We start from the raw sequence: 12,966 nt of genomic DNA on the forward strand, positions 1-12,966 counted from the left end.
TTAGGCATCGTCTTCCAGGCTGTATGGCAGCTCGACTTTCTGCCAAAGCACGTCAGTGTCGGCCAGTCGGAACTTACTGTCGTCATCGAGGTTGTTTGGTAGCACGACCAATGCCAGTGCCTCACCATCTTCAAAACGGTATCCAGAGAGCACGGTACCGCCAGTGCGCCAGTTTTCGCCCACGCTACGGTCGAAGGTATCACCGGCTTTCGGTACTTCTGTCGCTTCACCCTGAAGAAGGTATGCTGCACGTTTGTTGATACCTCGATATTTCGCGCGCGCAACGGTTTCCTGTCCGGTGTAACAGCCTTTCTTAAAGCTGATGGCATCCAGCGCCTGCAAGTTGATCGATTGAGGGATGAACTCGCTGATGTTGGCTTCTTCAATAGAAGGCATTGCTGCGCGAAGCTCCAGCAGTGTCCATAGTGAGCTGTCACTGAGTGTTGCACGCTCACCCAGCTCAGCAATCAGTGTGTCAGCTTCTTCCGCATCCATTGCCAGCAACCAGCGTTTGCTATCGATACGAACCGCCGTACCAGTTTGGGTTGCACGAACATCGCCTCCTCCGGTAAAGCGGGAGGCTATGGCGCTATCTGCCTTCTCGCCCGCCACACCAATCAATACTTGCTCTGATAGCGAAAAATCCACTTTGGAGAACACAGCGTACTTTTTGATTTCTGCCAGTTGCTTTTCTGCTAAAGAAGCAGGCTGTACATAGGCAATGCCATCGTTATGGTGGAATAGGCGGATGGCAGACCACACTTTGCCTTTAGCATCGCAGTGGGCGGCAAGGGTTGAGCGGGTTTGCTCAAGCGACACCAAATCACAGGTCAACTGGCCTTGGAGATAAGGAATGGTGTCCTGGCCGACTGCCGTGATCAAGGAAAGGTTATCCAGTGCGATAACTGACAGGGCTGGCAGCGCGCTATCTGAGAAAAGAGGAAGACGGTTGAAAGCGTGTGTTTGATACCAGGTCGTCATGGTGTTTCTCGCTTAAAAATAGTTGGGATTATGGTAATCCGAGTCGAGGACAAAGTCAGCAATATGCCTTTGATATGGGGTCAGATCACAGGGTTACAAGATTCAATCCTGGAGCCATAGCAAGGCGATCAGCGCGCTGATACTATTTGAGCTAGTTATTTTTGGCCTAATTTTCGAGGTACTCATGCTGGGCGCAGAAGACAAAGCGCGTATCAAGTGGGCATGCCGTCGTGGTATGTTGGAGCTTGATGTCATTATCATGCCGTTTTTTGAAGAGCGTTTTGATACGCTGACTGAAGAAGAAAAACATCACTTTGTCGCTTTGCTGGAATGCGATGACCCTGACCTTTTCACATGGTTGATGGGGCATGGCCGCAGCGACAAACCTGAACTGGCAGCGATGATAGATAAAATTGTCGAGCATAACCGCAGCAAACTCCGTTAATACCGATATCCAGCCCTCCCGATTTTTACATGCTGGTGTTGTCGGTATCTATGCGCTGTCAACAATGACTTTGTTTGTTGCCAGCGCCTTCCCTCTTGAAGCTAAAGCACTGCTGCTTTGCTTTCTCATCCGGGAACTGGTCTCTCTATCCTTTATCTCTCAGAGCAATAGTGAGCTTTTCCTGAACATTGACGGTACATGCAGATTGAATGGGAAAACATTCGATGTCCAACGGGTCAGCTTTTTTAGTCGTCACCTTATCATTCTGGATTTGACTTCACAGTTCGAAAAGCACCGATTGGCATTGGCCTTTGATGCTTTTCAGGAGGACACCTTCCGTCATCTCAGTCGCGTTTGTCTCGTATTGAAAATGTGATCAAAATCCTTCTTTTCTTCTTTAGCGTACATCATTCCTAAACGATTTCTTGATGTCGCCGATAAAAGTCCAAGCAGGCATCAGCATTGCCGTCGACTCCAGAAGTTAGATAGGGAAGAGGTGACATGAAAATAAGAACAAAACTGTATGGTTTGACGGCATTCTCTGCAGTGTCGTTAATTTTATTTGCATTTATCGGCTGGCAAGCGTTAGAGCGAATGGTCGATTTGAAAACCAAGCAATTCCTGGTCGCAGAGTTGGAAGTTCGACTGCTTAATTTACGTCGAAACGAAAAAGACTTTCTGGCACGACTCGATACCAAATACGTTGATAGGTTCTCTGGCAATGTTGCCAAATTCGAAGAGGATCTGAATACCCTATCTCAGGATGCAAAGCGGTTGGAGATCTCGCTGCCGCAGATTAGTGCCGTGTCCCAGGCAATGAAGAATTATCACAGCGGTTTTATTTCTTTGTCGAAAGGTTATGAAAAGCTGGGCTTGAACCGTACCGCCGGTATTCATGGTGAGTTGGGCAAAATCAATGACAAGCTTTTGGAAGACAATCCTTCTATCAATGATATTGCTTATCTGGTGACGCTGAGCCGACTCTTTATGTCGGATGTCACAGAAGCACGTTTCGAAGAATTTGGTCGCGTGTGGCAGGGCGTGAAAAGCGAAACTGGTTTATCTTCACTTGACGCCCAAAAAGCGTTGGTAGAAAAATACATGCAAGTCAGTCGTGAGGTGGGCCTTGACCATAAATCGGGCCTTCTGGGTAAGATTCGCGCCCAAACTCATCAAGTCGAAGTTGACTTCGATGACATGCGCGCGCAGCTTGCCAGTGAATTGGAAAGCGGGGAGCAAACGCTGATTATCACCTCGTTGATTGTACTATTGGTGATATCGTCACTTCTGATCACGGCGAGTATTCTACTGAACCGTTACATTCAACGCCGTTTGAAAACGCTGACCGAAACCATGGAGAAAGTGGCGGAGCAGCGTGACCTGACCCTCCGTGCAGAAGCACAGGGCAAAGATGAAATTGCTCTGGTCGCTACTGATTTCAACTCAGTATTGGAACACTGTCAGTCACTTATTGCTGGCGTGAAAGTCTCCATTACTACTCTCAATTCGACAGCGTCGGATGTGCAGTCACGCAGCAATGACGCAGAATTTGCGCTTGATAAACAGCAAACGGAAGCAGAACTGGCGGCAACAGCGGTCAACCAGATGGAAGCGACCATTCGTGAGATCGCGTCCAACACGGAAACGGCAGCTGCGAACGCTAACCAAAGTCTGACCCGTGCTCAAAAAGGCCACCAAACAGTTCAGGCAACCCGTGATGCGATTACTACGCTTTCAGATGGGCTGAGTATTGCCAACAACGATATCCATAGTTTGGTATCGTTGTCCCAACAGATTGGCACTGTGGTTGACGTCATCAAAGATATCTCCGAACAGACCAACCTTTTGGCGTTGAATGCGGCGATTGAAGCAGCACGTGCTGGTGAGCAAGGCCGCGGTTTTGCAGTAGTAGCCGATGAAGTCCGTTCTCTCGCCACCCGCACTAACAAATCAACTGATGAAATCGCCACCATGATTGCTTCGCTGCAAGAGCAGACCAATAGCGTGGTTGATCGTATCAACACTTGTCAACGAGATAGTGAGCAATCAGTAAGTTACGTGGAAGATGCCTCCATGGAGCTCGATAACATCATCGTGGACATGCAGCAAATCATGGACATGAGCACCCAGATTGCCGCCGCGGTGGAGGAGCAAAGCATGGTGGCTAAAGAAGTGAACATGAATGTTAATTCTATTCAAGAGATTACCTCATCAAATACAGCCTCAACCAGCGAAAATGCGCAGGCTGCAGCACGTGTAGCAGAGCAGAGCCGCGAACTGGAAACCGCGATCTCAGCTTTCCGTTCCTGAGCACTCTTTCGCTCTGATAACTTCCAATAAAAAAGCCCTCAATCGAGGGCTTTTCGTTTTCAACGTCGTTTTAAGCAATGAGCACCATCAGCAAGGAAAGTCTGGTACCAGAATCGTTGGGCCGGAGTTGTCTGCCTTGTCTGGGTAATCAATGGTGTAATGTAGGCCGCGGCTTTCTTTACGTGCCATTGCACAGCGCACCATCAGCTCAGCCACCTGAAGCAGGTTGCGCAGCTCCAGAAGGTTGTTGGAAACGCGGAAGTTGCTGTAGTACTCGTTAGTTTCCTGCTTAAGCAGTTCGATACGGCGAAGTGCGCGCTCAAGACGCTTGGTGGAGCGCACGATCCCCACGTAGTCCCACATAAAGAGACGTAACTCGTGCCAGTTGTGCTGGATTACAACCTCTTCGTCTGAGCAACATACCTGGCTGTCGTCCCAGTGCGGCAGTGTGGGAGGAATTTCTGCAGTGGCAGCATTTTCACCAATATGCATGGCAGCGGCCCAAGCGTAAACCACGCATTCGAGCAGTGAGTTAGATGCCATACGGTTAGCACCGTGAAGGCCGGTGTAGCTAACCTCACCAATCGCGTATAAGCCTTCCAGATCGGTCTGGCCGTTCTGATCAACCATAACACCGCCGCATGTATAGTGAGCAGCAGGAACGATAGGAATGGCTTCTTTGGTCAAATCGAAACCAAAGGTTTTCAGCTTTTCATCAATGGTCGGGAAATGCTTGGTGATGAAATCCGGGTCTTTATGGCTGATGTCGAGATACATACAGTCCGCACCGAGACGCTTCATCTCATAGTCAATAGCACGGGCGACCACGTCGCGCGGAGCAAGCTCGGCTCGATCATCAAAGTCTGGCATAAAACGGGAGCCATCAGGGCGACGCAAGTACGCACCTTCACCGCGAAGGGCTTCCGTTAGAAGAAAGTTACGAGCTTCTGGGTGGAACAGACATGTCGGGTGAAACTGATTAAATTCAAGATTGGCGACCCGACAGCCTGCACGCCATGCCATGGCAATACCATCACCGGAAGATACATCTGGGTTGGAGGTATATTGGTAAACCTTAGATGCACCGCCTGTGGCAAGAACCACAAACTTGGCACGTACGGTTTCGACGGCTTCACGGTCACGGTTCCAGATATAAGCACCCAAGATACGGTTTGCGCCACTGATCCCAATCTTCTTACGGGTGATAAGATCCAGCGCGTTATGGCGTTCCATCACATTGATGTTGGGATGCTGCATGACATTTTCCTGCAGCGACGTTTGAACTGCTGCGCCTGTTGCGTCGGCAGCATGCAGAATCCGTCTGTGGCTATGGCCACCCTCACGGGTAAGGTGGAATTTGGGCTCATCGTCGTCGCTGTCTTCTTCGCGGTCAAAAGGTACGCCGCCATCAATCAGCCACTGAACACACTCTTTGGCATTCTCAGCGATAAAGCTTACGACGTCTTCTTCACAAATGCCGTCACCGGCAATCAGCGTATCGTCAACGTGAGATTCGACGGAGTCACTTTCATCAAAGACTGCAGCAATACCGCCTTGTGCGTAGTAGGTCGCCCCTTCGCTGCGCGGTCCTTTGCTCAGCACCATCACTTTCTGGGTAGGGGCCAAATGGAGTGCCAGAGACAAACCAGCAGCACCGCTGCCAATCACCAGCACATCACACACGTGTTCTTGGTTGCTCATTGATTACGTATTCCTTTCTCCCAAGTAGCTATGTAAGTCGGCTACCTGAAACAACGAGTTCGAGTTATTTCAGTGATTTTACACTAATGCGGCAATACGTAGAACGTTGCCAGTTGCTTCATTATGCGACAGAGTGGGATCTGCAGAATGAGAGTTGGTTATGGTGTGACCAAACATTCTGATAGACTTTGCGATCCGGATCTAATCGTATAATGACGGGAGTCCGTTTAGGGAACTTTTTTTTAATGTTTCACTCATACACTGTGCTCACTCAATAAAAATCGCGCGGCAGAAAAAGAAGCCGGGCACCACAGTGGCAGAGAGCGAGAAGAAATACCGGTAGCTGACAGTGTTCTGACCTTAGCGGTGAACACTCTCATATTGAAAGTAGACTACTGGTGTCAATAATAAGGAGAAGGCGCTCGAATGAGCGAGCAGTTAACCGATCAAGCCTTAATTGAGCGCGTACAGAATGGTGATAAGCAGGCGTTTAACCTGCTGGTCGTAAAATATCAAAACAAGGTATGCAATCTGATTTCTCGCTATGTCAGCAACAGCGGCGACGTGCCTGATGTTGCGCAGGAAGCTTTTATTAAAGCGTATCGCGCCTTGCCGGGATTTCGCGGTGAGAGTGCGTTCTATACTTGGCTTTACCGCATTGCGGTGAACACGGCGAAGAACTATTTGGTTGCACAGGGTAGACGCCCGCCATCAAGTGATATTGACGCAGAAGAAGCTGAAAATTATGAAAATGGTGGCGCACTGAAAGAAATTTCGAACCCTGAGAATCTTATGTTGTCAGAACAGTTGAAACAGGTCGTTTTCAACACGATTGAGTCTTTACCTGACGATTTGAAAACGGCGATCACCCTGCGTGAAATTGATGGCCTAAGCTATGAAGAGATCGCTGAAGTGATGGACTGCCCGGTAGGAACGGTGCGTTCGCGTATATTCCGTGCCAGGGAAGCGGTAGACAAACGTGTTCGTCCTTTGATGAACCACTAACAGTGTTACCTGTTGATAACGGTGAAATAAATGGCTGAAAAAGAAAACCTTTCCGCATTATTTGATGGTGATGAGATTGATCAAGCGCTGATTGATGCGCTGGAAAATGATCAGTCGGCACAGCAAGCATGGAAAAGCTTTGCTGTCACCCGTGATGTAATGCGTGGAGAAGCGCCAACCCCTAGTTGGGATATTGCGTCCAACGTGGCTGCAGCGCTTGAGTTCGAGCCTGCACACGGTACTCAAGCAGCGCCAAATGTTGTTCCTATTCAGGAAGCACAACCTACACCAGCGGTTGCTAAAAAAGGTATGCCATCTTGGTTACAGCAACTCACTCAGGTGGGTATGGCGGCAGCAGTATCTCTTGCAGTGATTGTTGGCGTTCAGCAATACAATGGCGGCGATCAAGTGGATCCAGTTCTGGCAGCGTCACAGCCTCCAGTTTTACAAACTATTCCTTTGGCTGGCTCCGCTGAACCTGTGAGTCTTAGCCGTGAATCGTTGCAGAGTAATCCGACTGAAGCACAGCTTATGGAGCAGCGTCGCCGTGTGAATGCGATGTTCCAAGACTATGAGTTGCAGCTTCGCCTCAATGCTGATGAAATGATTGAACAAGATGAGAAGCTAACACCAGAAGTGAGCACATTAGATTGATGAAACATCTCCTGATCGGTGCCTGTGCACTGGTCAGTCTGGTTGCTAATGCCTCGACGGAAGAGAATCCCGCCGAGGCATTGTTGCATCAGATGGGCCAGGCAACCGAACAATTGGACTACGAACTTTCCTATATTTTGGTCCGGAAAAACAGTATTGAGCCCCTCCGTTTTCGCCACGCGTTGGTTGATGGTGAGTCATTTGGTCATATTGCTTATCTGGCTGGCCCACCGCGTGAAGTAATTCGCCGTGGTGATGAAATCAGTTATTTCGAGCCAGGCATTGACCCGTTTACTATCGCGAGCAATCAGATGGTGGCACCGTTGCCTGCCATCATGCATTCCGATATCGATCATCTTTCGACCATGTACGATTTCGTGCCACTGGGAAGAGCGCGTGAAGCAGGTCTTGCTTGCGATGTAGTGCGCGTGTCCCCGAAAGACGGTGCACGGTACTCCTATGTGCTCTGGATTGATCAGAATACCAAACTGCTCACCCGTGCAGACCTTTTGGATCGCGATGGCGACCCGATAGAGCAATATCGCGCTCTTTCTCTTGTGATTTCGCCACAGATTGGCGACGTGATGAAGCAGATGTCAGACATTGAATTACCTCCGGTGGTTCAGGTGCCGAAGCAGCGTGACGCTGGTCTTGGCTGGCAAGTTACCTCTTTGCCTGATGGCTTTTCCCCAATTTATAGCAACCGTCACCGTTTGATGATCACCGAGCGCCCGGTAGAAAGCCAGATGTTCAGCGATGGCCTATTCAGCTTCTCGGTTTACCTATCAGAAGCCGATGATCTGTCAGTGCGCGAGCAGCTGGTCAGAAAAGGCCGTCGCACGCTGCACAGCCATGTGTCCGGCAATGCAGAAATCACTGTGGTAGGAGACATTCCACCAGCGACCGCGAAAAAAGTGGCTGAATCAGTTCGTATGACCGCGCCACAAGCCGCGGAAGGAACGCCAACGCCATGATCACGGCATTGGCAGAGGTTACTGGCAGTGGCGAGGGTTACCTGACTGTTCGCTGCCAGCAGAAAACCAGCTGTGGTAGCTGTGCTTCTAAGAGCAATTGTGGCACGGGAATCGTCAGCAACGCCCTGCCTGGTAAAGTGCTGGATATCCGTGTTCCGTCAGACAAGCCTGTAAATGCAGGTACCTTGGTTGAAATTGGCTTGGAAGAGCAAACCGTGTTGCAATCTGCGCTGGTGGTCTACATCTTTCCGCTGTTGTTTGCGATTGTGGGTGCGTTTTTCGGGCAGTTTCTCGCAGATTTAATGGCGACGGGAGAAGGCGTGATCATTCTGTCTTCGCTTGTTGCGGGTGGGCTGGGATTCCTAGTAGCACGCCATTTTTCGCGAAAGCTGGAGCAGAATGCGGGCGCAACGCCTAAACTTTTACGCATTCTTGGCAACCCTGTTGACTCGGCGGCGGTGATAAATGCCGCAACAGAAGATAGCGACTAGCCATTAATTTCGGTAGAATCCCGCCACTTGATCGTAAGATCCTCTTATTTTAACTAACGAGTTAGTCACACCATTTATGAAGCACATTCGTAACTTTTCGATTATTGCCCACATTGACCACGGTAAGTCGACTCTGTCAGACCGTCTTATTCAGGTCTGTGGCGGCCTAACTGACCGTGAAATGGCGGCGCAAGTTCTGGATTCCATGGATCTTGAACGCGAACGTGGTATCACCATCAAAGCACAAAGTGTGACGCTGAATTATGCAGCGCAGGACGGGGAAACCTATCAGCTGAACTTCATCGACACCCCAGGACATGTTGACTTCTCTTACGAAGTTTCTCGTTCTCTGGCGGCGTGTGAGGGTGCTTTGCTGGTGGTCGACGCGGGTCAGGGTGTAGAAGCTCAGACTTTGGCGAACTGCTACACCGCGATTGAAATGGATCTGGAAGTGGTTCCAATCCTGAACAAAATTGACCTGCCAGCAGCCGACCCTGACCGCGTAGCGGAAGAGATCGAAGACATTGTCGGTATCGATGCGACCGAAGCGACTCGCTGTTCAGCGAAAACGGGTCTCGGCGTAGATCTGGTTCTGGAAGATATCGTTAAGAATGTTCCGCCACCTCAAGGTGACCCAGAAGCGCCGCTGCAAGCGCTGATCATCGACTCATGGTTCGATAACTATCTGGGCGTTGTGTCGCTGGTTCGCATTAAGAACGGCGAGCTGAAAAAAGGCGATAAGATCAAAGTCATGAGCACCGGTCAGGTGTGGGGTGTTGATCGCATCGGTATCTTCACACCAAAACAAACTGACACCCAAGGTCTGCGTACCGGCGAGGTGGGCTGGGTTGTTTGTGGTATTAAAGACATTCTGGGCGCGCCAGTGGGTGATACCTTGACCCACGCAAAACACGGTGCAGAAACACCGCTACCAGGCTTTAAGAAAGTGAAGCCTCAGGTTTATGCGGGTCTCTTCCCTGTTTCGTCTGACGACTACGAAAACTTCCGTGATGCACTTGGCAAACTGAGCCTGAACGATGCGTCACTGTTCTACGAGCCAGAAAACTCAGCAGCACTGGGCTTTGGTTTCCGTTGTGGTTTTCTTGGCATGCTGCACATGGAAATCATCCAAGAGCGTCTGGAGCGTGAATACAACCTAGATCTGATCACCACGGCACCAACCGTAGTGTACGAAGTGAAGAAGACCAACGGTGACACCCTGTACGTTGATAGCCCTGCGAAATTGCCAGCGGTTAACGATATCGAAGTGATGGGTGAGCCAATTGCGCGTTGTAACATCCTTGTACCTTCAGAGTACCTGGGTAACGTTATCACCTTGTGTGTCGAGAAGCGTGGCGTTCAAGTTGACATGGTTTACCACGGTAACCAAGTCGCCCTCACTTACGATATTCCAATGGCAGAAGTGGTTCTGGACTTCTTCGACCGTCTGAAATCGACGTCACGCGGTTATGCTTCTCTGGATTACAACTTCCAGCGTTACGAAGGGTCGAACATGGTGCGTGTTGACGTATTGCTGAACGGCGACAACGTGGATGCATTGGCGATCATCACTCACAAAGATCAGGCGCAATCCCGTGGTCGTGATCTGGTTGAGAAGATGAAAGAATTCATTCCTCGTCAGCAGTTCGACATCGCGATTCAGGCAGCAATCGGTAACCACATCATTGCGCGCTCGACCGTGAAACAGCTTCGTAAAAACGTGACCGCGAAGTGTTACGGTGGTGACGTAAGCCGTAAGAAGAAACTGCTGCAGAAGCAAAAAGAAGGTAAAAAACGCATGAAGCAGATTGGCAACGTCGAACTGCCTCAAGAAGCGTTCCTGGCGATTCTGCACGTAGGTAAAGATAAATAATAAAAGGGATTAAAGGTTTAGGGGAACACGATGGCTAATACTTTCTCGCTGATTCTGGTGCTTGTCACCCTGTTTACTGGGATTATCTGGGCACTGGATAAGTTCAAATGGGCGCCGCGACGCCAGCAAAAAGCGGCTGAAGCGCTCAATGTGGACGGTGGTGAGCTAAGTGAAGAGCAGGTTGCACAAGTTGCCCCTCAGCCAAGCTGGGTAGAAACCTCAGCCTCCGTGTTCCCTGTTATTGGCCTTGTTCTGGTGCTGCGTTCGTTTATTTACGAGCCGTTCCAGATCCCATCTGGTTCTATGATGCCGACACTGCTGGTGGGCGACTTTATCCTGGTGGAGAAGTTCGCTTACGGCCTGAAAGACCCTGTATTCCGCCATCAACTGGTGGAAAACGGGAAGCCAGAGCGCGGTGACGTGGTGGTGTTCAAGTACCCACCACAGCCAAACGTCGACTTTATCAAGCGCGTGATTGGTGTGCCGGGCGATACGGTTCGCTACAGCGAAGACAAACGTCTGTGTATCCAGAAGAAAGGTGAATCGACCTGTGAATTGGTGCCAGTGGATGATGTTCACAAGAGTGAATTCGTTCAGCGTGGTGCGAACCTGATTCAAGCACAGGAAGAGTTAGGTGTTGAGCCTCACCAGATTCTGGTGAACCCATATACGAAAAATCAAGCTGGTCAGTATTATCCAACGCCGGGTCTAGGTGAGTGGGTGGTGCCGGAAGGCGAGTACTTCGTGATGGGTGACAACCGTGACAACAGTAAAGATAGTCGCTTCTGGGGCTTTGTACCTGAGGCTAATCTGGTAGGTAAAGCAGTCGGTATCTGGATCAGTTTTGAATTTGATGAACAAGGCGACAGTTTCCTGCCGTCTTGGGTACCTGTCGGGGTGCGTTTCAATCGCATCGGCGGCATTGATTAACTTGGAACGACATGACAACACCTATAAATAAATTACAGCGTCGCATCGGCTATGAATTTAGTGATGCGGCGCTTCTCAGTCTCGCCCTGACACACCGAAGCGCCAGTGGAAATCACAATGAGCGTTTGGAGTTTCTGGGCGATTCTATTTTGAGTTTCGTTGTTGCTGACGACCTCTACCATCGTTTCCCGAACGTTGATGAAGGTGATATGAGCCGCATGCGTGCAACCTTGGTTCGTGGTAACACGCTGGCTGAATTGGGCCGCGAGTTCGAACTGGGTGATGTGCTGCAACTGGGGCCGGGTGAGCTGAAAAGTGGCGGTTTCCGCCGTGACTCTATCCTGGCAGACGCCGTTGAGGCGATCATCGGCGCTATCTACCTCGACAGCGATCTGGAAACGGTACGTGGAATTGTATTGAGCTGGTACAAACAACGCCTGGAGACTATCCAGCCGGGCGCGAACCAGAAAGATCCGAAAACACGTTTGCAAGAATTCCTGCAAGGGCGTCGTAAGCCGCTGCCTGCCTATAATGTTACTAAGGTACAAGGCGAAGCGCACAACCAGCAATTTACGGTGGAATGTGAAGTAGCAGGTCTGGATCGACCTGTCGTAGGTAAAGGCAGCAGTCGTCGCAAGGCTGAGCAAGCGGCTGCAGAACTGGCATTGCAAAAGCTGGACTCATGACAGACACGCACGAAACGCACCACTGTGGCTTTATTGCCATCGTAGGCCGCCCGAATGTGGGCAAATCGACACTTCTCAACCGTCTGGTTGGGCAGAAGCTGTCTATTACCTCGCGTAAACCACAAACCACCCGCCACCGCATCATGGGTGTTGATACCCGTGACGGTTATCAGGCGGTTTACGTGGACACACCGGGACTGCACATTGAAGAAAAACGCACCATTAACCGTTTGATGAACCGTGCGGCTTCAAGCTCCCTGACTGACGTTGAACTTGTACTGTTCCTGGTGGACGGTACTCAGTGGACGCAAGATGATGAGATGGTACTGAACAAGCTCAAGAAAGCTGAGCTGCCAACCGTACTGCTGATCAACAAAGTCGATAACGTGAAGGAAAAGGGCGAGTTGTTCCCACACCTTCAGGAAGTCAGTGAGAAAATGGACTTCATCGATGTGGTTCCGGTTTCAGCGAAGCATGGCACCAACATTGACGTGGTCGAGAAACTGGTTCGTAACCACCTGCCGGAAGGAGAGTGGTATTTCCCGGAAGAGTATGTGACGGACCGTTCTCAGCGCTTTATGGCGTCTGAAATCATCCGTGAAAAGCTGATGCGTTTCACTGGCGATGAACTGCCATACTCAGTCACCGTGGAAATCGAACGTTTTGATTACAACCCAGACACGGATGGCTTTGAAATCAATGGCCTGATCTTGGTTGAGCGTAACGGCCAGAAGCGTATGGTGATAGGCAAGGGTGGCGACAAAATCAAAACCATCGGCCGTGAAGCCCGTCTCGACATGGAAGATCTTTTCGAGCGCAAGGTCTACCTTGAGCTTTGGGTAAAAGTGAAATCCGGTTGGGCTGATGACGAGCGCGCACTGCGCAGCCTCGGTTACATCGACGACCTTTAACAGCG

The 12,966-nt window shown here is 50.2% G+C and carries 13 protein-coding genes; 11 read left to right on the plus strand and 2 right to left on the minus strand.

Going from position 1 to position 12,966, the window contains the following annotated elements; genetic code table 11:
- Positions 1-981 carry a tRNA-modifying protein YgfZ gene (ygfZ, locus tag K6Q96_RS02445; RefSeq protein ID WP_251877531.1) on the minus strand — a complete coding sequence of 327 codons (981 nt, stop codon included), beginning with the start codon at positions 979-981 and terminating at the stop codon, positions 1-3.
- Positions 982-1,165: 184 nt separating this feature from the next.
- Between ygfZ and K6Q96_RS02450 the strand changes: the two genes are divergently transcribed.
- The 3 genes from K6Q96_RS02450 (at position 1,166) to K6Q96_RS02460 (ending at position 3,736) form a co-directional block, all read left to right on the plus strand.
- Positions 1,166-1,426: an FAD assembly factor SdhE gene (locus K6Q96_RS02450; RefSeq protein WP_251877532.1), complete on the plus strand. Its 261-nt coding sequence runs from the start codon at positions 1,166-1,168 to the stop codon at positions 1,424-1,426.
- Positions 1,395-1,802, plus strand: coding sequence for a protein YgfX (locus K6Q96_RS02455; protein WP_251877534.1), 408 nt, complete (start codon positions 1,395-1,397; stop codon positions 1,800-1,802). The genes K6Q96_RS02450 and K6Q96_RS02455 overlap by 32 nt, the downstream gene beginning before the upstream one ends.
- Positions 1,803-1,927: 125 nt before the next feature.
- Positions 1,928-3,736, plus strand: a complete 1,809-nt coding sequence (locus K6Q96_RS02460; RefSeq protein WP_251877536.1) for a methyl-accepting chemotaxis protein — start codon at positions 1,928-1,930, stop codon at positions 3,734-3,736.
- An 87-nt stretch (positions 3,737-3,823) separates the two neighbouring features.
- On the opposite strand, the gene nadB is transcribed toward K6Q96_RS02460, so the two are convergent.
- A complete protein-coding gene (gene nadB / locus K6Q96_RS02465) occupies positions 3,824-5,437 on the minus strand; it encodes an L-aspartate oxidase (protein ID WP_251877538.1) in 1,614 nt (537 codons plus the stop codon).
- A gap of 426 nt (positions 5,438-5,863) precedes the next feature.
- Here nadB and rpoE point away from each other — a divergent pair, with 426 nt between their 5' ends.
- The 8 genes from rpoE (at position 5,864) to era (ending at position 12,961) form a co-directional block, all read left to right on the plus strand.
- Positions 5,864-6,442, plus strand: coding sequence for an RNA polymerase sigma factor RpoE (rpoE, locus tag K6Q96_RS02470; protein WP_062666172.1), 579 nt, complete (start codon positions 5,864-5,866; stop codon positions 6,440-6,442).
- Between the two features lie 30 nt (positions 6,443-6,472).
- Positions 6,473-7,096 (plus strand): RseA family anti-sigma factor, encoded by a 624-nt coding sequence (locus K6Q96_RS02475; protein WP_251877540.1) that lies wholly within the window; start codon positions 6,473-6,475, stop codon positions 7,094-7,096.
- On the plus strand, positions 7,096-8,070 hold the full coding sequence (rseB, locus tag K6Q96_RS02480; protein ID WP_251877542.1) for a sigma-E factor regulatory protein RseB: 975 nt from the start codon (positions 7,096-7,098) through the stop codon (positions 8,068-8,070). The genes K6Q96_RS02475 and rseB overlap by 1 nt, the downstream gene beginning before the upstream one ends.
- Positions 8,067-8,561 (plus strand): SoxR reducing system RseC family protein, encoded by a 495-nt coding sequence (locus K6Q96_RS02485; protein ID WP_251877544.1) that lies wholly within the window; start codon positions 8,067-8,069, stop codon positions 8,559-8,561. The genes rseB and K6Q96_RS02485 overlap by 4 nt, the downstream gene beginning before the upstream one ends.
- A gap of 76 nt (positions 8,562-8,637) precedes the next feature.
- Positions 8,638-10,434 (plus strand): translation elongation factor 4, encoded by a 1,797-nt coding sequence (gene lepA, locus K6Q96_RS02490; RefSeq protein ID WP_251877546.1) that lies wholly within the window; start codon positions 8,638-8,640, stop codon positions 10,432-10,434.
- A gap of 30 nt (positions 10,435-10,464) precedes the next feature.
- The gene (lepB, locus tag K6Q96_RS02495; RefSeq protein WP_062666183.1) at positions 10,465-11,364 is read left to right on the plus strand and encodes a signal peptidase I; all 900 of its coding nucleotides are present in this window, start codon (positions 10,465-10,467) and stop codon (positions 11,362-11,364) included.
- A gap of 11 nt (positions 11,365-11,375) precedes the next feature.
- The gene (rnc, locus tag K6Q96_RS02500) at positions 11,376-12,050 is read left to right on the plus strand and encodes a ribonuclease III (RefSeq protein WP_002537523.1); all 675 of its coding nucleotides are present in this window, start codon (positions 11,376-11,378) and stop codon (positions 12,048-12,050) included.
- Complete coding sequence (era, locus tag K6Q96_RS02505) at positions 12,047-12,961, plus strand: GTPase Era (RefSeq protein WP_002537524.1); 915 nt, start codon at positions 12,047-12,049, stop codon at positions 12,959-12,961. The genes rnc and era overlap by 4 nt, the downstream gene beginning before the upstream one ends.
- Positions 12,962-12,966 lie beyond the last annotated feature (5 nt).

Source organism: Grimontia kaedaensis (assembly GCF_023746615.1).
GTDB classification, from domain to species: domain Bacteria; phylum Pseudomonadota; class Gammaproteobacteria; order Enterobacterales; family Vibrionaceae; genus Enterovibrio; species Enterovibrio kaedaensis.

Excerpts from the sequence above, each read along its gene's own strand:
- ygfZ (WP_251877531.1), bottom strand. The coding sequence starts at position 981 with ATGACGACCTGGTATCAAACACACGCTTTCAACCGTCTTCCTCTTTTC.
- K6Q96_RS02450 (WP_251877532.1), top strand. The coding sequence starts at position 1,166 with ATGCTGGGCGCAGAAGACAAAGCGCGTATCAAGTGGGCATGCCGTCGT.
- K6Q96_RS02460 (WP_251877536.1), top strand. The coding sequence starts at position 1,928 with ATGAAAATAAGAACAAAACTGTATGGTTTGACGGCATTCTCTGCAGTG.
- nadB (WP_251877538.1), bottom strand. The coding sequence starts at position 5,437 with ATGAGCAACCAAGAACACGTGTGTGATGTGCTGGTGATTGGCAGCGGT.
- rpoE (WP_062666172.1), top strand. The coding sequence starts at position 5,864 with ATGAGCGAGCAGTTAACCGATCAAGCCTTAATTGAGCGCGTACAGAAT.
- K6Q96_RS02475 (WP_251877540.1), top strand. The coding sequence starts at position 6,473 with ATGGCTGAAAAAGAAAACCTTTCCGCATTATTTGATGGTGATGAGATT.
- rseB (WP_251877542.1), top strand. The coding sequence starts at position 7,096 with ATGAAACATCTCCTGATCGGTGCCTGTGCACTGGTCAGTCTGGTTGCT.
- K6Q96_RS02485 (WP_251877544.1), top strand. The coding sequence starts at position 8,067 with ATGATCACGGCATTGGCAGAGGTTACTGGCAGTGGCGAGGGTTACCTG.
- lepA (WP_251877546.1), top strand. The coding sequence starts at position 8,638 with ATGAAGCACATTCGTAACTTTTCGATTATTGCCCACATTGACCACGGT.
- lepB (WP_062666183.1), top strand. The coding sequence starts at position 10,465 with ATGGCTAATACTTTCTCGCTGATTCTGGTGCTTGTCACCCTGTTTACT.
- rnc (WP_002537523.1), top strand. The coding sequence starts at position 11,376 with ATGACAACACCTATAAATAAATTACAGCGTCGCATCGGCTATGAATTT.
- era (WP_002537524.1), top strand. The coding sequence starts at position 12,047 with ATGACAGACACGCACGAAACGCACCACTGTGGCTTTATTGCCATCGTA.